The organism is Dyella nitratireducens (assembly GCF_014642835.1).
Lineage (GTDB): Bacteria > Pseudomonadota > Gammaproteobacteria > Xanthomonadales > Rhodanobacteraceae > Dyella_B > Dyella_B nitratireducens.
In genome coordinates, this window is the sequence record NZ_BMJA01000003.1 from 285,588 (window position 1) to 306,236 (window position 20,649).

15 protein-coding genes are annotated in these 20,649 nt (G+C 61.0%); 2 read left to right on the top strand and 13 right to left on the bottom strand.

The window, feature by feature from the left end:
- Positions 1 to 70: 70 nt before the first annotated feature.
- From IEX75_RS17265 to IEX75_RS17295, 7 genes are all read right to left on the bottom strand, one after another.
- Entirely contained in the window at positions 71 to 1,198 is a 1,128-nt protein-coding gene (locus tag IEX75_RS17265) for a glycosyltransferase family 4 protein (protein WP_188796060.1), read from the bottom strand.
- Positions 1,195 to 2,313, bottom strand: a complete 1,119-nt coding sequence (locus tag IEX75_RS17270; protein ID WP_188796061.1) for a glycosyltransferase family 4 protein — start codon at positions 2,311 to 2,313, stop codon at positions 1,195 to 1,197. The genes IEX75_RS17265 and IEX75_RS17270 overlap by 4 nt, the downstream gene beginning before the upstream one ends.
- A 3-nt stretch (positions 2,314 to 2,316) precedes the next feature.
- Positions 2,317 to 3,819, bottom strand: coding sequence for a B12-binding domain-containing radical SAM protein (locus IEX75_RS17275; RefSeq protein WP_188796062.1), 1,503 nt, complete (start codon positions 3,817 to 3,819; stop codon positions 2,317 to 2,319).
- Positions 3,820 to 4,082: 263 nt separating this feature from the next.
- Positions 4,083 to 4,787 carry a class I SAM-dependent methyltransferase gene (locus tag IEX75_RS17280; RefSeq protein WP_188796570.1) on the bottom strand — a complete coding sequence of 235 codons (705 nt, stop codon included), beginning with the start codon at positions 4,785 to 4,787 and terminating at the stop codon, positions 4,083 to 4,085.
- Complete coding sequence (locus IEX75_RS17285) at positions 4,787 to 5,998, bottom strand: amidohydrolase family protein (RefSeq protein WP_423373287.1); 1,212 nt, start codon at positions 5,996 to 5,998, stop codon at positions 4,787 to 4,789. The genes IEX75_RS17280 and IEX75_RS17285 overlap by 1 nt, the downstream gene beginning before the upstream one ends.
- Positions 5,999 to 6,014: 16 nt before the next feature.
- Positions 6,015 to 6,818: a class I SAM-dependent methyltransferase gene (locus IEX75_RS17290; protein ID WP_229720955.1), complete on the bottom strand. Its 804-nt coding sequence runs from the start codon at positions 6,816 to 6,818 to the stop codon at positions 6,015 to 6,017.
- 335 nt (positions 6,819 to 7,153) lie between these two features.
- Positions 7,154 to 10,141: a TonB-dependent receptor plug domain-containing protein gene (locus IEX75_RS17295; RefSeq protein ID WP_188796065.1), complete on the bottom strand. Its 2,988-nt coding sequence runs from the start codon at positions 10,139 to 10,141 to the stop codon at positions 7,154 to 7,156.
- Positions 10,142 to 11,075: 934 nt separating this feature from the next.
- Between IEX75_RS17295 and IEX75_RS17300 the strand changes: the two genes are divergently transcribed.
- Positions 11,076 to 12,518, top strand: coding sequence for an FAD-dependent oxidoreductase (locus IEX75_RS17300; RefSeq protein WP_188796066.1), 1,443 nt, complete (start codon positions 11,076 to 11,078; stop codon positions 12,516 to 12,518).
- A gap of 383 nt (positions 12,519 to 12,901) precedes the next feature.
- Positions 12,902 to 14,371, top strand: a complete 1,470-nt coding sequence (locus tag IEX75_RS17305) for an asparagine synthase-related protein (RefSeq protein ID WP_188796067.1) — start codon at positions 12,902 to 12,904, stop codon at positions 14,369 to 14,371.
- A 91-nt stretch (positions 14,372 to 14,462) separates the two neighbouring features.
- Here the strand turns inward: IEX75_RS17305 and IEX75_RS17310 are convergent, their stop codons facing one another.
- From IEX75_RS17310 to IEX75_RS17335, 6 genes are all read right to left on the bottom strand, one after another.
- Entirely contained in the window at positions 14,463 to 14,669 is a 207-nt protein-coding gene (locus IEX75_RS17310) for a dodecin (RefSeq protein WP_188796068.1), read from the bottom strand.
- Between the two features lie 120 nt (positions 14,670 to 14,789).
- Complete coding sequence (locus tag IEX75_RS17315) at positions 14,790 to 15,782, bottom strand: glycoside hydrolase family 43 protein (protein ID WP_188796070.1); 993 nt, start codon at positions 15,780 to 15,782, stop codon at positions 14,790 to 14,792.
- 98 nt (positions 15,783 to 15,880) lie between these two features.
- Positions 15,881 to 17,764: an AI-2E family transporter gene (locus tag IEX75_RS17320; RefSeq protein WP_188796072.1), complete on the bottom strand. Its 1,884-nt coding sequence runs from the start codon at positions 17,762 to 17,764 to the stop codon at positions 15,881 to 15,883.
- 271 nt (positions 17,765 to 18,035) lie between these two features.
- A complete protein-coding gene (locus IEX75_RS17325; RefSeq protein WP_188796074.1) occupies positions 18,036 to 18,863 on the bottom strand; it encodes a hypothetical protein in 828 nt (275 codons plus the stop codon).
- Positions 18,864 to 18,880: 17 nt separating this feature from the next.
- The gene (locus IEX75_RS17330) at positions 18,881 to 19,708 is read right to left on the bottom strand and encodes a 4'-phosphopantetheinyl transferase family protein (protein ID WP_188796076.1); all 828 of its coding nucleotides are present in this window, start codon (positions 19,706 to 19,708) and stop codon (positions 18,881 to 18,883) included.
- Positions 19,705 to 20,493 (bottom strand): thioesterase II family protein, encoded by a 789-nt coding sequence (locus tag IEX75_RS17335; protein ID WP_188796078.1) that lies wholly within the window; start codon positions 20,491 to 20,493, stop codon positions 19,705 to 19,707. The genes IEX75_RS17330 and IEX75_RS17335 overlap by 4 nt, the downstream gene beginning before the upstream one ends.
- Positions 20,494 to 20,649 lie beyond the last annotated feature (156 nt).

Sequence of the window (20,649 nt, forward strand, 5' to 3'; positions counted from 1 at the left end):
GTGGCTATCCGCCACCGCAGATACCGTCCTCTAGGCTTGGGGCATCAGCTACCGAATGGGGACCTATGAACTACAGGCTTACGGAAGCGACGGCCTCTCGGCGATGACACAGCTGGTGGTATAAGGCCTCGAACATCCGCGCCGTGCAATCCGCATCTTCCAGCAACGCCCGGCGTTGCGCCTCGGTAGCCAACCGAAGCCGTAACGATTCATCGTCCAGCACGCAGCGAATCATCTCGGCCAGCTCTTCCCAATCGCCCACCGGTACGGCCAGTGCCGCCACGGGCGACCACTCCGCGATATGCCCCACTGCCGTACCCACCGTCGGCACGCCGGCGACGGCGGCTTCCAGCAGGACCAGCGGACCGGCTTCATGCAGGGACGACATCACCAACAAGTCCGCCGTCTCCATGATCGGCCGCAATTCGCGTTGCGTCTTGAAGCCGCGAAAATGGATGTGCCTCTGCAGACCAAGTTCACGCGCCAGCACTTGCAGTTCGCCCTGCAAGGTGTCGACGCCCACGAGATCCAGCTGAAAATCCACACCGTCCTTTGCAAGCAGGGACAACGCACGCAGCAAGGTAGCCTGGTCCTTAACGCGGTTGATGCTGGCCACGTGGATCAACGTTGCGCGTTCCCTGCTGCGCCTGCGCGGCGCCTGCGCGGGCCACAGGCGCAAGTCCACGCCCAGCGGCACGCGCACCGCACGCAGGCCCAGGCTGCGCAGCGAATCGATGATCGGCATGCTGGCAGCGGTAACGACGTCGGCGCTTCGCAGCGTCAGTGCTTCGCGCAGCCGCCCTTTCCATTTTTGCCGGCCGCCATAGCCTATCTCGTGCAGTGCGATGAGCTCGCCACCCGCAATATGGACCAGGCTTGGCACATGCAGCAGCTTTGCCGCGGCCACCGCGATAAAGCTGCAGGAGCCGGAAAAGATCGCTTGGACGAGATCGAACGGTGCGCGCAGATGTTCCTCGCGAATCGCCGCGATGGCACGCAAGCGCGTCCATCCTTCGCCAATATTGTGGATCTGCGCACCCGCCAATTGCCAACGCGCTGCTTTTGCCTCCTGGTGCAGGACGAAGACATGGACCTCATGCCTGCGCGCCAGGCGCTCGATCAAAGCCAGAAAGGCGGGAATGACGCGGACCTCACCGCTGCGATCCACACCGCCGGGAAGCACCAATGCGAGCTTCATGGCGTGCTCCTGCCGAGCACTTGCGCATACGCGCCTGCCCACTTGCGGCCGACTGCCGTGAACGAAAGGTTGTCGTCGAAATGCTTGCGCACTTGCTCGCGCGATGGTCTGCCGCCCGCGGCGCATCTCAGGGCGTTGGCCAGCTGCGCCGCATCGCCGCGACGCCATAACTCGCCCATGCGCCCATCGCCCGTCAATGCGCGAAACGATGGAATCGCCGTGACCACCGGAAAGGCTCCGCAAGCCATGGCTTCCAGCAAGGCATAGCCGCAGCTTTCGGCATGGCTGCCGGAAACGAAGACATCTGCCGATTGCATCAATCGCTCAATCCGCGCGTGCGGCACCTTGCCCAATAGATGCACGCGCCCGGCCAGGCGTGGATCGCTTGCGATGCGTTGTTGCACTTGCTGTAGCAACGGCGCACTGCCGAACGCACACCACAGTTGCAGGTCGGGAACTTGCGCGGCTGCCTGGGCGACGCCTTCCAGGACGGTCAACGGATCTTTGCCGTCATTCAAATGCCCCACCCATGCAACGCAGGGATTGCCGTAAAGGCCGGTTTCTGCGCGGGCCGCCGCACGATCGCCCAACACGAACCGGCAGCTCGACTCCGGTATCGCAAACAACTTCGTGTGCGTGGTCAGCACGCCGGCAGACGTGAATGGATGTGCCAGCTCGCTGGCGGTAAAAGCAACACCCGCCGCGTTGGCATACCAGCGCCGCCACAAGGGTCGCCGCCACCAGCGTGGCAGGCGGTCGGCGTGATCCTGGAACAGCACCGGCAACCGCGGGAGGTAATGCGAAATGGCGAACGCATCCTCGCCGAAGTTCAAACCGTGCACGTGCAACACGTCGGCCTTGATCTGATCGAGCTGGCTGGCGAATTGGTAGCCGCGTTCGATGCAGGTCTTGGCTTTGGCGGTGTCTATGAAGTGATAGTCGATATCGTTGCGTGTGACGCGTTCGCGGCGTGCCGCTGCCTGGATGACTGAAACCTTGATACCTGAGCTCGCAGCGGCATCGGGAATGTCCGTCAGAGAAGGCCAATGCGCGAACACGTCGGCGACAGCAAGCTCCTTGGGAGGAGGCAGGAAATTGATTTGTGCGATGTGCACGGATTACAGCCCCGACACTTGCGGCATCCGCAACTTCACCAGCCGATTGGCCAGATTCAACTCCCACGGCCGGTCATAGCGCCGATAGCGATAACGCCAGGTCGCCATCGCGCTCAGGCTGCGTTTGGCCCACGACGGCGAGCGCATGTCCTGCACCGTGGGATAGCGGCAACGCAATACGGTGACGAAATCATGGATGCGTTGGCGCAGCTTGTCGGTAAGCCATGGCGCATCGGCATGGCAGGCATAGTCGACCCACTGGCGTTGCGTCCATTCCTCGGGCGTCTTCGGAAATACCACCGGCTCGCCGTTGAGGTCGCGCAACGCCATGCCCGGCCGCTTGCCGCGATCTTTTTCATGCCGGCTGCTTTCGGGCAGTGGCGTGTAGATGTAGACGATGATTTCCGCTTCCGGATTGATGCGTTTCAATTCGCGGATGAACTCGAAGGTGTGCTCGGTTTCCTCTTCGGTCTTTTCCGGCGGCGCGACCATGAAGGACAGCTCCGGAATCACGCCGTTGCGTCGACATAGCTCGGCGACTTCCAGCGTCTGATCCGGTCGCGTGCCCTTGCGGATTTCCTTCAACATCTGGCCGCTGGGCGACTCCGCACCGATGTAGGCCATCTTCAGCCGGCTCTTGCGCACCAGCTTCCAGGAACTTTCCGACAGATTCAGCAACGCATCCGCACGGGCATAGCACCACCAGGGCATTTCCAGCTTCGCCATCACTTCGAGCAGGGGAATCATGTCTTCTTCGCGGTCGAAGAAGTTATGGTCGAAAAATTGAATGGAATCGGCGCCCAGTTCGTACTTCAGATAACTCAGGTCGCGCTCCAACCGCGCTGCAGCAGGCAGCTGGGTGGTGCCGCCGAACATCGCCGCCACGCCGCAGAAGGTGCAGCGAAAACGGCAACCGATCGCGGCCTGGTGTGCTGCCGTGCGTCGGCCAAGAAAGGTGCGTGCGAGATAACGGCGTGGATCGCCGAGCTTGTCGTACGGCAGCACCAGGCCGGTGTCCGGCAGTGAAAAACGGCGGTTCGGGTTGTGCACGATGCTGTCGCCGTTTTTCCACGACAAGCCGCCGATGTTGGCGAGTGCGGGTTGCGGCTGGCGCAGCGCATGCACCAGTTCCGGAAAGCTCTCCTCGCCCTGGCCGCGGATGGCGTAATCGACATAAGGCGCCGCGAGCGCGGTGTCGGTGTAAAGCGTGGGGAAATAGCCGCCCCAGATGATCGGCACGTGCGGGAAGCGTTCGCGGATGGTTTTCGATACGTCGATGGCGGGCGCGATTTGCGGGCCGCCCATCACGCTGATACCTACCGCATCGAAGTCGCCGCCCTCCATGTTGTGCAAGGTGGCGGTGATCAAGTCACGGTCGACGTTGCCGTCGATGATCTCGCTGCTGCCATGCTTGTCGAGTGCGGCGGAGAGGTTCAGCAGGGACAGCGGGAAGCGCGCGCTGGAGCGCGAGGTGATGGTGGGGTTGATGAGGAGAGTGCGAGTCATAGGCTCAGCGCTGTACAAATGATGGGCTGGCGGAATGGAGCTCCCTCCCCTGCGTGCAGGGGAGGGTTGGGGTGGGGTTGCTTGTGCTTTAGCGTGAAGCCAAATTTCGCCGAATCACTTCTGATCACAAGAAACGTGCGATGAGACACCTTGCGCCGGCGTCTGTCTCCTCGCCGCTCGCTTCGCTCGCACCCCACCCTAGCCCTCCCCTGCACGCAGGGGAGGGAACCGTTTCTCGCGTCGATGAAATATGCGTGCATCAGTCAGCCTTTGAATGCTCGCCGCAACCGAAACACCAACGCCACCGGCACATCCAGCGCCGTGCGATCAAAATTCGCATCCGCCGGAATATCCGCGGGATCCAGCATCGGCTCCAGCACATCCTCGATCACCAGCCCCAGCGACTTACATGCCGCATGCCAGTGACTGTAGAGATGCTGCGTATGCTTTACCGCGTAACGCCGGCCGTCGTGCCTGAAATCCCGCTGCCAACCAAGCGCAGGTCCAATCGGATGCACATCGCTGCACAACACGATGCCGCCCGGCCGCGTCACGCGATGCAATTCACGCAGGGCTTGGTGCAACTGCTCCAGGTGCCCGATCACCAGGCCGCACATCGTGAGATCCGCCCATGCATTGAGCACCGGCAGCGACGTCATGCTGCCCTGTGCCAATCCGATACCCGCATTGAACTGGCACGCTGTCAACTCGGTGTACGCACGCTGCAGCATGGCTGCGGAAAGATCCACGCCAATCGTGCGTGCCGCGCCACGGCGCAGGGCGTGCAGCATGTAGCGGCCGCTGCCGCAGCCGACGTCGAGCACGTTCAGGCCATGCAGATCCGCCGGCATCAACGTGAGCATGGCGCGTTCTTCGGTCTGCATCACCGGATTGTGTGCATGCGCCGGATAGCGAGGCGCCCACAAGGCATAAGCTTCGGTGGGGGAAAGAACGGGTGCGCTCGTCATCATGGGTAGCTCCCGCTTGCCATCGCAAGCTCGTGCTCGGTAGTGCTCAGCTCGAGCCCCGGTTCCAGCGCAAGCAAGGCGGGATCCGCCAGCGGGCGAGCGAGCAGTTTCGGCTTGCCATCCAGCACTACCGGTACGGTTTCCACACCGGCCATGGCAAACCATTCGGCGAAATCCGTATCGGCAATGCGCGGGACGCCATCGCGCACTACCGCACGGATCTGGCTGCGTTCGATACCCACCATGCTGCGCGCGGGATCGCCGCCGAGGTCTTCCACGATCACCAGATCGGCTATTGCGCCCGGCCGCAAATGACCACGCGATGGCATGCGCAGAATGTCTGCTGCCTGCGTCGTGGCCAGCGCCAGCAATGGGGTTGGATCGAGTTCGTAGCGATCGACGATGCCGGCCAGTTCGTCAAGCAGATCACGCGCACCGCTGAGTCGCGAATCGCTGCCCAACGCAAGCCGGCCCGCCGCACACAAACGGCGTGGATCGAGCGTGCGTCCCAGCAGGTTGAGGTTGCTGCGCGGGCACCACACCACGGCAGCATCTTGTGCGATCACCCGGCCGATATCCTGGGTGCTCATGCCCACGCCATGAATCAGCACACTGTTGCCGGCGAGACAGCCGAGTTGATCCAGCTGCGCCAGTTCGGCATCCGCGACAACGTCGGTGCCTTCAGCCAGATGGATCAACCACGGGCGGTCCACGGGCGTGGCGGCAAAGCTCTCGCGCACCGGCGGACCATAATCGGTCCAGCCAAGCGCGTAGCTCCACCCGTAGTCGCGCAACAGCGCCACGGGAAAATCGTCCTCATCCAACGCCGGATGCCATGGATCGTGATGCGCCACGCAGGTGGTGCCGGCCAGCAGGTTCTTCAGCGCGCCATGACGCATGCGCAAGGCTTTCGGCACCTGCAGTGCGGCGACCACGTCGGGATGCTGGAAATGCGCCTGGAACGCGCCGATCCACGCGTAGCTGTTGGGAAATGGCGCATGCGCGGGCAATGGCGGCACGGCGTTGACGTGCAGGTGATCGTGCGCGTTGATCAGGCCGGGAAAAATCAGGTGATCGCGCAAGTCGACGCGATAGGCCAACGACGCCAATACGGCATCGATGCGCCCTGCCCTGATCGGCAACGGCGTACGCATCACGCCTTCCGGCGTTAGCACCGCCGCATGGCACAAGCTGACAGGCGTGCTGGCCAGCAACCCGTCCATCGCGTCAGCGCCGCTCCATCACGATCAAGAAGTGGTCGCCCATATCGCGCAGCAAGGGCCATGCGCCGAAGCGATCGTCGAGCCGGCCCAGCCATTCGCCAAACTTGCGGCGGCGCTGATAGACATCCACCAAGTACGGCGGCGGCATGAACAGGCTCAAGGCGCGGTAGCCGTTCAAGCTGAAGTGCGGTGCGAAGGCACGATAGAACTCGCGCGGCAGGTAGTACTGCGTCCAGATCGTGTGGCGGTTCATGCCCACCGCGGTGACGCCGCGTGTCGCACGAATGCTCGCGCGCTTGAAGCGCCCCTTGAACAGGTAGTAGCCGGTTTCCCACGGGCAGATCCGGCCAATGACCGAAAACACCAGTTTGCCGCCGGGCCGCAGCAGGCGCGCGCATTGATGGGCTACCTCGACCATGTCCGGCGCGCAGTTCAACGGGCCGAAATTGGAGTAGATCCCATCGAACCCGCCTTCCAGGCGGTCGAGCTGTTGCACGCCGACGTGCACGGCCGAGACCTGCGCTTGCATACCTGCGGCGGCAGCACGTGCATGCGTACGTTCCACCATGCGCGGCGACCAGTCGCTGGCCACCACCTGGTAACCGCGCGATGCAAATTCCACCGCATCGAGGCCCGTGCCGCAGCCCAAATCGAGCAGGCGCGAGCCGGCCGGGATTTCACGGCGCACGGTGTCCCACAGAGTGAGACGCATGCGCTGGATCAGCTCATTGTTGCCACGCGGGCCGTCGTAGTCGGCGGCAACGCTGTCGAAAGCACGCTGGGTATCGAGCAACTGCGCTTCATTCAGCGTGGCGGCCTGGCTTCCTGCTTCTAGCTGGTAGGTACGACTCACTACGGTCTCCGCCGGATTGGCATGGGGGCACGTCGTAAGTGCTGGTGCAGGGGAATTTGGTTGAATTGGCATTAAAAAAGCCCTCTTCGTTTCCGAGAGAGGGCTTGCGATGCAGGTTGGGGTGCAGACCTTGAGATATCCCCACGTTGCCAGTGGTCATTCCGGCGAAGGCCGGAATGACGATTCGCTCTGAAACAACATTGACCTGAACTTCAGCTTTTTCGCTTGGACAACGCAAAAAAACGTGGGGATATATCAGGGTGCAAACCCCAACCTGCGAGCTATGCGCTTCAGAACTTCTGCGTATAACGCAGATACACAAACCGCCCGTAGTCATACGACGCGTTGTACGAGTACATCGTATCGCTGCCGGTGTTCGTGCCCGAGCCGTAGACGTACGGTCCCTTGCGATTGAACACGTTGTTCATGCCCAGCGCGATGACACCGCCCCATGGCGACTTCCAGTGCACCTGTGCGTCGTTGAACGTGACCGACGGGACCTGCGTCATCGGGGTGATGCCCACGCCCGGCTGGTAATAGTTGGGCAGTGTGCATGGGAACGCCGAGTACTGCGGGTTGTAGCAGGAGTCCTTCAGCGGTGAGTAGTAACGCAGGGTCCAGTCCGCGCCGAAGTCGTGGTAGTTCCAGCTGACGGTGAAGTTGGAACGCACGCGCCAGGATGAGCCGATGCCGTTGTTCGAGGTGACTGGCGTGTTGTCGTATTGCTGGTTTTCGTTGCGTGTGTAGTAGGTGGACTGCGAGATCAGCTTGAACTCGCCGAAGGAGAACTTCGGCAGCGCATACGACAGGTTCACGTCGTAACCGGTCGCACGCATGAAGCCCTGGTTCTCCTCGCCCATGAACAAACCGCTGACCTGGTAGTCATTGCTGGCCGAGCGCTGGAACAAACCACAATCGCGGGCAATGGCCAGGGCGTAGCAGTTGTACAACACCTCATCCGGCGAAATATAGGAGATGACGTTGCGCACCTTGTAATCGAACCAGTCGACCGTGGCATTGAAACCAGGCAGATAGCCGGGGCTGTATACGAAGCCCAACTGCTTGCTCTTGGACGTTTCCGGCCGCAGCCTGGCATTGCCGCCCACGGTGAACGGCTGGTACACCGGGTAACCGCCTGGCGAGGTCGTCGGTGTGCCGGGTGCCTGTTCCTGCATGAAACCATTCGTGTACTCGCTGCCCAGGCCGGCCGCGCTCAAGGCCTGCTTGCTCAGTGCAGGCTGGCCGCCGGTGCCATTGGCGCAGTTCTTCGCAACGGTCGCGTTGTAGCGGGCCAGGCCATAGGTCACATCACAGGGATCGGTGTACGAGGGATAGGTGGTGCTGACGCCGCCATACAGATCGGCCACTGCCGGCGCGCGGAAACCGGAGCCGTAACTGGCGCGAACCAGCAGGTCGTCGATCGGCTTCCAGCTGAGTTTGTACTGGTTGTTGTGGGTATTGCCAAAGTTGGTGTAGTGCGAGAAACGGCTGGCGACGTCCACGTTCAACGACTTCGCCATCGGCAGGTCCCTCAGCACCGGCACGCTGACTTCGCCATAGGCTTCGTTCACGCCATAGCCGCCGCGGGTAGGTTGTCCGCTGAGGTTGGTGGTAAGGCCTTCCATCGAATTCAGGTCGGGCGTGTCATAGCCGGACACGGAGCGATGCGTAGCACCTGCCGCCACATTCACCTCACCGGCAGGCAACTCCAGCACGTCGCCGCTGATGTCGATCTGCGGGCCTTTTTCCGAGCTGCCGTAGTGTTCGTAGGTGGGGACGGCGATGTAGTCGAGCATCGACGTCGTGTAGCCGCCCGGACCGGCAAGTGCATTCAGCGGCACGCAGCCTGCCATCACGTTGCCGGGCGTACCGCACTCCACCGTGCCGTTGGAAGCCAGGAACGACGGCCCGAGCGCATTCGCCAGGTGAGGCAGATAGAAGTTGCCCTGGGTGATGACGGTACCGGTGTAGCGCGTGTCGTAGTAATCCGCGTTCCAGCTGAATTGATGCTCGCCCAGCTGGAAATAACCCTGCAAGCCCAGGCTGAAGCGAACATTTTCCTGCTTGTTGATGGTCTGGCGGGGCAGTTCTTCCACGTAACGCTGGAAGGAAAGATCCGTCGGCGTCTGGCCGTCCGCATTGGTCGGGTTGTAATAACTCTGGGCCGACAGCAGCAGATTGTTGTACTGCGGCACCGACGAGGTGATGCTGGACGAAGACAGCGGAAAGCCGCCCAGCTCGGAGGTATTGTCGTCCTGGTTGAAAGCCGCATTGAAATGCGCGGACAGGTTGTCCGAGATGTTGTACTGCCCCGCAAGAAACATGTTCTTCATGGTCGTCGCGCTGAGCAGACTGACCTGATTGCTGTAGTTGTAGCTGTCGCCCGCATTCGTGGTCACGCCGTTGGCCGCCACCGTCGGCTGCACCAGCGCATGGTAATCATTGATGTTGCGCGGATCGCCGCCGGTATTGAGCACGGAAATCCCGCCGTTTGCATTGACGAAACTGCCATAGGCGCCTTCACCAAGGCCATTCAGCGGAAACCGGTCCGTCAAGGGATAAGCGCTGTATGGACGGCGGTTGGCACTGATCCCATCCTGATTCTGGTACTGCGCGGAGAACAGGATCGAGCCGCGCGCATTGCTCTTGCCGAAGGTCACGCCGTACTGCCCTTGCGTACCGTCGCCGTGCGGCATGTACTTGCCTTCGTACATGTCGATCTGCGCGCCATTGAAGTCTTTCTTGGTAATGACGTTGATGACGCCGCCGATGGCATCCGAACCGTACACCGCCGACGCGCCGTCAGCCAGAACATCCACGTGATCGATGATCGAAACGGGAATGGTGTCGAGATTGGTCATGCCCGTGTAGGAGCTGCCGACGCGTTTGCCGTCAATGAGAATCAACGTACGCGTCGAGCCCAGGCCACGCAGGTCGGCGTAGCTTCCGCCCACATCCGTACTGGCATCAGAGGGATTGGATTTGCTGATGTCCGCGGTGGAGGTAGAGGTAAGGTTCTGCAGCAGCTGTCCCAGCGTTGCAAAGCCCTGATGCTGGATATCCTGCGCCGAAATGGTCACGACGGGCTGCGCCTGCTCGATATCGACGCTGCGGATCAGCGAACCGGTCACCTGGATCACCTGCAGCGGCTTTCCCTGCGTATCGGGTGCGGATGAATCATTTGCCGTCTGCGCAGCGACCACACCGGCATGCCCAATGGAACCTGCAAGCGACGCGCAAATAAGCAGGCACAGCGACTTGTGTCGTAGATCTTTCATGCAACAAATTCCCCTATGGATGTCCTGATAGCGCTCTTTCCCCGCACAGAAGCGCCTCGGCTTTCCGGAGTCGCCAAGGAGAAAAGTCAACGCTGTTAGAGGCAAGTTAAGCGATTGCCGTCACTTGCTCACGGTCCAAATTGGGACAAGGAAATGTCTTTGCCGGCCTAAATAGGCCATCGCAATTTTCCACGAAAAATTTGGCCTATTTGCACTGGAAGCCTTCCCCATCGGGAAATGGTCTTCCGTTTGCGGGCCTATAAAATAACGCGTGCGTATCGATGTTCTTCGGCGTTTTGCCGAGTTGAGCGTAGCGACTGGCATCGCTATGTATTCGACGTGTGGGGACACGGCGGACATACGCATGATGTCCCGAGTCTTCCCGCGGGTTAGTCATTCAAATGTGTCGATTTGCGCCTGCGATGTGCCTGCATTGCGGGCGTTTTTTTTGTCGCATCGCTCCGAGCTGGCGCGCGGGAGAATGAGGCATTGCCTGCGGCGCTTTCGGACCCTAAAGGGCGCACGTCCGTTTCCTCAGCAAATCGTGGGGATATATCAGGGTGCAAACCCCAACCTACGTGCTGACGATGCATTTGAAACGCTCGTCGGCGAGGCTGCGCATCTCGTCGTCCGATATCTGCAGTAGCCACGACGGCAATGACGATCGCCGGAAAACATTGCCTTCAGCTTTGATTCGCCAATGTCCACATTCCGTGTGATTTTCAATAAAAAAATCACAATCATTGTTTCGATCCAAATTTCAGCGTGTTAGCGGCCTCTGCAACACCTTGACGACATCGTTTTGCCACGGCATTCACGCATGCATCACCCGCCACTCAACGATTGGCGACGGCTTCTTCATCCCTTCTTGATCATCGCACTGAAACTCTCGCTGCCGAGTTTTTGAAAACGACCTTTGCATCAAGGAGTAGGAATGGCCCGGCAAGCAATGACCTTGATCGGCGGCGGCCCGGTGGGCGCGCTGCTCGCACAACTTCTGGCCAAGCGTGGCTTTGCCGTGACGGTCTTCGAAAAACGTTCCGATCCACGACGCATCGGGTTCAAGCGCGGGCGCACCATCAACCTCGCCATTGCCGAGCGCGGACTGCAGGCGTTGCGCACGGCCGGGCTGGCGGAGCGCGCACTGCAGAAGTCCGTGATGATGCGCGGCCGCATGGTGCATCCGCTTGGCGGCGAAGCCGGGTTGCAACGCTATGGTGTCGACGACAGCGAAGTCATCTGGTCGATTTCACGCAGCGGTCTCAACGCGCTGCTGGTCGATGCGGCCGAGGAAGCCGGCGCCACCTTCCACTTCGGGCAGACGCTGGTGTCTGCCGATATCGATGAGCAATGCCTTTCGCTGATCGATCGCGAGGACGTGCAGCGTGACTATGGTGCCGGCTTGCTGATCGGTGCCGATGGTGCCGGCTCCGCCCTGCGTGCCGCCATGGATCTTTACCAGCCGCTCGGCATTCGCGTGGAACCACTAGGCCATGGCTACAAGGAACTGGAGATTCCTCCCGCCGCCGACCACCGTCGCTTTGCGATTGAACCTCACGCCCTGCACATCTGGCCACGCGGCGGCTACATGTCCATTGCAACGCCGAACATCGCCGGCAGCTTCAATGTCACGCTGTTCCTGCCACTGCATGGTCCTCACCCCAGTTTTGACACGCTGCGGGACGCCGCGACGGCAAGCGCCTTTTTTGGCCGCGATTTTCCGGACCTGGCTCCGCTGATGCCGCGCTTTGCCGACGATTACGACGGCCACCCTGTCGGCAAGCTTGCCACGCTCTATCTCGATCGCTGGCATATCGACGGGCGCGCCGTACTGGTTGGCGATGCAGCACACGCCATTGCACCCTTTCACGGCCAAGGCATGAACTGTGGTTTCGAGGACACGGTGGTGTTGGCCGAGCTGCTGGCCGGCTGTGGCCGCGATACGGCCGGCGCATTCGCCAAGTTCCAGCAGATCCGCAAACCGAATGCCGACGCCATCGCCGCCATGACGCTGGAAAACTACGTGGAGATGCGCGATTCGGTCGCCGATCCCCGTTACCTCGCCAAACTCGAACTCAGCACGCGGATGACGCAATGGTCACCGGAATATTTTATGTCGCGCTATCGCATGGTCACGTTTACGCTGCTGCCGTATGCGTACGCCTATGAGCGCGGCCGCGTGCAAAACCAGGTGCTCGAACAATTGCTGCGCGATTTTCCGCGCGCCGGCGATGTACCGCAGGATGTCGCCATGTCCGCGTTGCAGGCTGCACTTCCGCCACTCCCATCGCTGCTGGACAGCGCACTGACAACCATCGAAGGCGCCCCTGTTCTGAAACCCGCCCACGCGAGGCCGAATTTTGCCTTCGAGGTGTAGCAGACGAGCCTGGTGAAGCTGAACGCTTATGCGATAACGATGCATCCATATGCGCTCTGGAATGTGTATTTTTACCGCGTGTATACAAAGCATTTCCTAAGATTCGCGCGAGAAACACGAAAGGCAGCATGTTGTAAAACCCCGTACCACGCGTGGCGCTACGTAAAGACATCATGACGATGACGTCGCGCCACATTTTGTTGGCTTGACCATGATGTTGGTTTACTCAGCTGCGGTGGCGTCGGCGCGCGTACCAAAGCGATGACGGTCTGCGCCTCGATTGGGCCATCACTCGTTCCGCATGGCGATCTGCTGATCTGGAATCAACCGTAGGTGGTTGCGTGGATACATTGCGTTTCGACTGGCCGGCTTGGTTACCGGCGATGAACAGGACAACCCATCTCCATACCAGCCCCTACGGCGCCTTGGATTTTTTGCCCCTGGAGACGCCACGCGCATCGGGTAATGCTATCGATCCGGTGTCACTTGCCGATCTGCTGCGCAACGGCTTTGTTTACCCGCCGCACACCATCTACCGTGATGTGAAGAATGTGCAGACCGGTTTCACCCTGCAACAGGGCATGCAGGACGAGTTTCGATTCCACTTCGCCTATCAATCCACCTCCGCTACGTCACGACCTGCTTCCGGTGCAGTGAGCGACGAAACCTTGCTGAATACCTTCCATCAATTGCTTACCCAGGCCGTGCAACGTAGCACGGCCACTATGCGTGCTCCCTGGTTGTTGCAGAGCGGCGGCAAGGACTCCACGTCGCTGGCCATCGCCGTGGCGGACGCGCGTCCCGATACGACTTGCATTACCTATCTGGGCGGCAAGGAGGAGAACGAAGTCGACTCGGCACGTTTCGTGGCGCGCCAGCTAGGCCTGCGCCACGAAGGATGGGTGTGTGATCCGGGACGGGCTTACGACCGCTACGTGGCCGTCGCGCCGCGCATACCTTTGCTGACGGCCGACTTTGCCACGCTCTCGTACGTGGACGTTGCGACGGAAATCGGCCTTCACCACGGCGACGGCATTATCGATGCGTTGGGCGCAGACCCCTACTTTGGTGTGCCTTTGCATCTGAGAGACCGCGTTCTCTATTGGTTGGCAAGAAGTGCCCGTCTACCCGGCGCATGGCTCAGGCACCCGCTCGTACGCCGCCATTTCAAGCTTTGCTTTGCACTCGGCACACTGCAAATGCACGGGTTCGAACGCTATTTCCCAGGCTCGCGTTTCAGCGATAGCGAGGTGGATGAGCTTCTCGGCGCGAATGTGTCCGGCTATTCGCGCCAACGCATGGATGCCTATCGGGACGACATGCAGGCTGCGGAATCCGCCGAGGCCGTGCGACGCATCGTGCTCGTCGTGATGGAAGCGGCAGGGTTCGCCAAAGGCATGTACACCGCACCCACCATGGGCTTGCGCCTCGCCTATCCGTATTGCGACCCGCAGCTTTGCGAATGGATTTTCAACAGCGTTCCGGATGACCTCCTGATCGGCCGCGGCGGGGTGAACAAGGTGCTGGTGCGCCGCTATATCGCGCAACGCTTCGAGGCATTGCCCTATGTGCGAGCCAAGGGTTCCTTCCGCTTCGATGTGCAGGGCCTGGCGCAGCAGCGCTTCGAGCAGGTCCATGCCTTTGCCCTGCAGGTGCAGACGCTGGTTCCTGGCGCATCGAAATGGCTGGAGGAGCATCGCGATTGCCTGGACAACAAATTCTTTGCGTCCAAGTTCTATTTGCTCGCGGTGACGCTGCCGTGGCTGCTTAGCCGATTGGATAATCCGGTGAATGCCGCTGCGGATGCACCGCCTTCGGATGCGGATCGTGTCGACGAGCTTGTTTCAGCCTGAAAACAACCGCTGTCGTAGGTTGGGGTGCAAACCCCAACATGATGATGTCGATCGACATGGCGATGTTGGGGTTTGCACCCCAACCTACATGCTATTCGAGCGTAAAACCCACCTTCACCGTCACCTGCCAGTGCGCCACCTTGCCACCCTCCACATGCCCTCTGACACCCGTCACTTCAAACCAACGCATATCGCGAACGGTCTTGGATGCTCGCTCGATGGCGCAGCGAACTGCCTCGTCACTGCTGCTCTTTGAGGAACCGGTGAGTTCAATCGTCTTGTAGACGTGATCGGACATGGCTTGGGTCTCCGTCGGTTGTGGACAGGCAACCGCCCGAAGGCGGCTTTCGATCACTGATCCGGCCGACCCAACATTTACTCCACTCGCCATCGATTCGCGTGAATGAATCGTTGCGCCCTACGCCCCATCCATAAACACGGGCCGCCCTTGCGCATCCCAATGAAACGGCTTGATGTACGGTGCCCGGCGCGGCGTGCATTTCCAACCGGGGCCGGCGTTGGCGTGGAAGATGATCCAGTCCTGCCCATCGGCGGTTTTGAAAAACCCGTTGTGCCCGGGTGCGTAGAAGCCGAACTTGGCCGAACTGGTCAATACCGGCGCTGGTGACTTATGCCACGACGCAGGGTCAAGCAAATCGGCATCGGGATCGGCCTGCAGCAGGCCTAGCGAATAGCCGTCCGACCAGCACGCACTGGCCGAATACGTGAGAAACAACGTACTACGTGGCCCTTGGATGAATTCCGGCGCTTCCATGATCTTGCGGCCGCCCTGCATTTCCCAGTTGTAGGTAGGATGCGCGATATCTACTTGCGGTTCGCCCAGCGTCCAGGCCGTGGTCATGGGTGCGATGATCAAATCGCTGTGGTCGCCGACGTACGCGGAATAGACAAAATACCGTTTGCCTGCATGGTCGAATACCGTGCCGTCGATGCCGTTCAAATGTGTTTTCAGCATGCCTTTATCGAGCCACTGGCTCTGCGTGGGATCCGCTGAATCATTTTCCAGCACGAAAACATGACGATGCTGGTCATCGTTATGGGCCTTGTCGGCGCCGGTGTAATACAGATACCACTTGCCGTCCAAGTAGTGCAGCTCGGGCGCCCAGATCGAAGCAGAATTGGGGCCTTCTTGCGGTGCGCGCCACACCACAACAGGCTTTGCATCGGCCAAGCGCGCCATGTCCGTCGTCGTGCGCAGCGAGATATGGTCGCCTTCCGTGCTGGTGTAGTAGTAAATGCCGTTACGCTGGGTGACCCACGGGTCTGCTCCCGATGGCAACAGCGGGCCTTGGAGGTGTGCCGTTTTGGCTGCCGGCTCGGGTGCGGTGGCGTGCGCAAGGTTGAGCGCGGCAAGCATGCCCGCCCCCAGCAAGACACTGATTCGAATCATTGAGTAAATCCTGGCTTTGCCGCGATGCAATCATATTGTATGACTATTATGCAGAAGCGCATGGATCGCGGCTAGCCTGGCTGGAAACAGACCGCAACCTACGGCATGAATTTCTTGAGCGCGTACTGCGCCGCTTCTTCGAATGACTTGGCGACAGCATCAACGTGCGGCCCTGTCTCCGGCAGCACCGGATCTTCCAGGAGATTGGGGAGCACGACAGTGACGATCGTGGCGTCGGCAAACCTTTGCCGCAGTTCCCGTGTTACGGCATCGCCCCGCTCCCACTCGTTGGTGGCATCGGCAATCACCACCTGCACCATGGAGACGGCGTTGGGCGTGGCTTCCGGATGGTGTTCCTGCGCAAAATCCTCCACGTCCTGCATGGAGACATGCCGCGCGTCGATGTGAAGTTCCCGCAGAACGCGCACCAACACCTCGGTCAGCAGATCGTCTTCGCGAACGCCGATGTCGATGCACAACACGATCGATCCCGGGGCCACGGCGAGCGGACCTTGCCAGCGTCCGCTGACCTGCTCGCGCTGTTGCCGGAGGTAATGACCGATGTTGTCGTCATCGAGTACGGACGTGCGCCGGCGCCAACGTGGCTGCACGGGCGTGTCCCTGCCGAGGGTTTCGATGACTCGCACGACGGCGCTGCGTGCCCGGCGCAATTGATCCGGATTGATGGTGCCTTGCCGCAGATCCATCTGTGCAAGCTGAAACGCCGGCAGCAACACGACGTCGCAATATCGGGCAAAGGATTTTTGCCGCAGAAATTCGCGCGCAGCGGCGATGATTTCCTGGGAGTCTCCGGAAAGCGCGCGCTGGTAGAAGCGCTGCGGCATGGTCAGGGCAGGCGTATCGCCCAGCAGGATTTCAAGCAGCGTGAGCGAGCGGACGTGCCGCCCAGCCACCACCAGGCAAAGCGTCAGCGGCGTGGACAGCACCAGCCCCATCGGCCCCCAGAGCCAGCTCCAGAAAATGGCTGCCACCACCACAGCCAGCGGTGACAAGCCGGTGGCATGCCCATAGAGCTGCGGTTCCACCAACTGGCTGACGATCACTTCGACGGCGGCGAACAAGCCAAGCGTCAGCAGCATGAGCGACCAACCCGGCGTGACCGCCGCCGCGAGCAAAGCCGCCAGCAGCGCGGCCAGCCATACGCCCACATAAGGTACAAAACGCAGTACCGCGGCGAGCGCTCCCCACAACAATGCGTTGGGAAGCCCGATGGCCGCCAAGCCCAGCCATATCGCCAAGCCGACACCGAAATTGACGGAAAACTGCGAGACGAAAAACCGCGACAACCGTTGGCCGGCATCATTGATCGCAACGGTGGTTGCGCGCAGATCGGTGCCACCTATCACACGGATGAAGCGATCACGCAGGGATTCGTACTCAAGCAGGATAAACACGAGCACGACCAGAACGATACCGGCCGTTTCCAACGGACTCCACAGTGATGAGAGCACGCTCCTTATCGCATCCCAAGGACCGCCGCCCAGGGTCGGCAATCCGGGCGCCGCGTAGGAGGGAGCCATGGGGGTTAGTGTCGCTTGCCCTGCCCCTTCGCTCCGAGTGCCCAGCGCGTTGATCAACTTGCCCGCCTCACCGCGCATCGCCTGCAAACGACCAATGGTCACGTCGTGCAACAGCTGCACCTTGGCACGAATGGTCATCTCGTACTGCGGCAGGCTGCCGGCAAGATGCACGATCTGCGAGCCGATAACCGTCATCAGGCCCGTCGCAAACAGCGCCAGCAACAACACGGCAACCAAGACGGCATACGCATGCCCCAATCCGATCCGCTGCAGCATGCGCACGAATGGCGCCATCAGCAGCGCCAGGATCATGGCCAGGATGACGGGCACCAGCACATCCTTGCCGAAATACAGCAACGCCAGCACGACGCCCGTGGCGATGACGGTCAATGCGCGATGGCTCACGTGCGAGGCAGGAAGTGGTTCCGGTATGACGGGCATGGGGGCTTGGCTTTTTGGGTGCCTGGCAAGTGCCAGCAACGATGGCATGCTTGGGATGGGCAGGCAATCACGGAGCTAAGCCAAGATGCCATGTTGAGGTTTGCACCTCACAGCCACGCAACGTCACGGCACCCACCATAACGAAAGTTGTCTGTTTCCCGTCGCCCCGGCGAAAGCCGGGGCCTAGCGACTTTGAGGAGCCCCAAAGTCACTGGGTCCCGGCTTTCGCCGGGACGACGGATCAGAGGGACAATCTACGCGGCTAGACGCATCAAGCGTTATTGGGCTTGTCCCCTGCACCACGAAGATTCGTGACCTTCCCCAGCAAGCCAAACCAGAATGGCGCCCCGAACAGTGACGACGATGCCGTGATGAGCCAGCCGGGAATCATGGCAATCATCGCCATGCCGAAGCCGGGGGCAGCACTCCATCCAATCGGCAACTTGCCCAAGGACGAAAAGGCACCGGCGACGTCCGTTGCCGGTCCCGTCACAGGCAAATGAAGCACACCGGTGGCCGACATGGTCCATAGGTGTGTCAACACGTGGCTCGCATCAATGTTGAAGGCGATGGCCACCGTCAACGCAAGGATAAAGGCCCAGCATTGCGCATGCCGTTTGTACGCACCCGAGATGCGGTCCATGGCGGAGTCGAACCATTGGGCTATCTCGGCTTCAAAATTGGCCGTACTGCCCGCGGCGCGGTCATACATGCTGCAAAGGCAGGTACGAATCTGCACATCGGAAATGCCTTCAAGCACCGGGCGCAGATTGCCAAACGTCACTTGCCCTCGATCCAGCGAATCCACCATCGCACGCGCGAAATTGATCGGCACGATGTAGGAAGGCGCAAGCTTCATGGACAGGTTGCCGATGCTTTCCGCGCGGCCGTTGCTGCGCGGATTCACGAGCGCATGGTTGTAGATGTCCAGCACCAGCGGATGCCCATTCAAAAGCTGGTCGACGCCTTTCAACAACGTCCTCGCACGCATGCGAAGCAAGGAGGCCATGGCCTCTTGAAGGCTGCTTGCAATCAACGCAACCGAGCCAAAGCACACGATCATGCCGATGGCGGCTTCAAGAACGATACTGCCGAACATGGATCACCTCCTGTGTTTCAGACGGCGGGTGGCCGTGGGCCGCCATTGTGCACGAACACCTTCTCGTTGCTTGCGATGTCGGCCAGGACCAGCATGACGACGACACCCGCCACGGAAGGCGACTGCGCAAGCGAGGCCGTCACCGGCTCGCCCTGTATCGGCAGATCCACCAGGCGCAACGGCAGCGGGACATCAAGCACGGGTTCGTTCTGATCGAGGCAAACATCGATAGCCTGCAGCTTGTCGCTGAGCCCTACGCCGGTCGCCTTCAACACGGCTTCCTTGCGTGTCCAGCAGCGCTTGAACAGCATCAGCCGATGGTCTGGCGCTGCCTGTTCGATGCTGCGGCGTTCGGTCTCGTGCGCAATCGTGGGCAGCAGGCTTTGATAATCACGCAGGCGGGCGAACGTTTCGACGTCGATACCTATGGGTTCGGCGCGGCCGACTGCGCAAGCAATCCAGGGGCCGGAGTGCGAGAGATTGTAGGCTGGGGCGTCGGGCAAAAAGGGTTTGCCGTAAGGACCGACGGAAAAACTGCATGGCGCCAACGCGCCATGCGGGCGAACCAGATGGTGAACCATGGTGCGGCCCAAGACGAGATTGTGGCGATCGCGCGGCTGGCGAAAGCGCGCAGCGCGTTGGCGATCCGCTTCCGTCAGCAGACCTTCGTCAGCAAAGGCCTCCGCATCACGCAACATGGCCACGAAGCTGAAGCCCTGCGCCAGGGCGTCGTCGCAAAGGCGGCGAGCTTCTTGCCACAATGCCGCAGATGTCGCGTGAACCATGATGAGCCGGCAGCTTGCCACCACCGCCGCGTCACCATCGATCGCACTGGCATCGCTCATGCGCGCATGGCTCGGCGTGCTTCGTCGCCGCTCCAGCGCGACAGCAGGTCGTCGATCAACGCCGCGCGCTGATGATTGAGATAGAAATGATCGCCTTCGAAGCTGCGGCAGGCGAAGCCAGGCGATGCCCAGTGCTGCCAGGCGAGTATTCGCGAGGGCGTGATATGCGCATCGGCCGTCCCGGCATAGGCGGTGATGGGCAGCCGCAAGGCGCTGCCCTCCGGCACCACGTAGCTATCGATGAGGTTGAAGTCCGCGCGCAGCACCGACAACACCATTTGCAGGTAATCAGGATGCCCGAGGATTTCCTTGGGCGTGCCCCCGAAACTTTCCAGCATGCGCAGCAGTTCGGCATCGCTTAGCGTGGCGCGCGATCGTTCGCGCCGGCACAACTGCGGTGCGGGGCAAGCCGATACGAACAGGCGCTGCGGCAGAGGCAGACGGCGCTCGTGTAATTGCCGCGCCACTTCGAAAGCGACCACGCCGCCCAGGCTGTGACCGAAAAAGGCGAACGGCAGGTCGAGCGGCAGCGCCTCGACCAGCATCAGGGCGAGCGTATCCAGACGATAGAGCGGCGGTTCGGCAGCACGGATTTCCCGCCCTGGAATCGCGGCTGCCCAGATCTCCGTATACGGCGTCAGGTGCTGGTGCCAGTCCCGGAACAACGAGGGGCCGCCACCCGCGTGGTGAAAACAGATCAGGCGGCGGCGGGTACCGGCGCTCGCATTGAAGCGCCGGAACCAGCGGCCCGCATCGGCCGCATTCGCCCGCATGCTTACGGCCATCCCCTTGCCCCCTTCGAATGCCCCACGCATCGCGTGTCATTTTGCATCAACTTCGATGGCTGAGATAAGCCGGTGCGATGCCCCATCGGCACGTCGCCAAGGATGTGAAGACATCGTGAAAATATCTCCTGTTTCGCCTTCCTTGCCGAGGCGCAG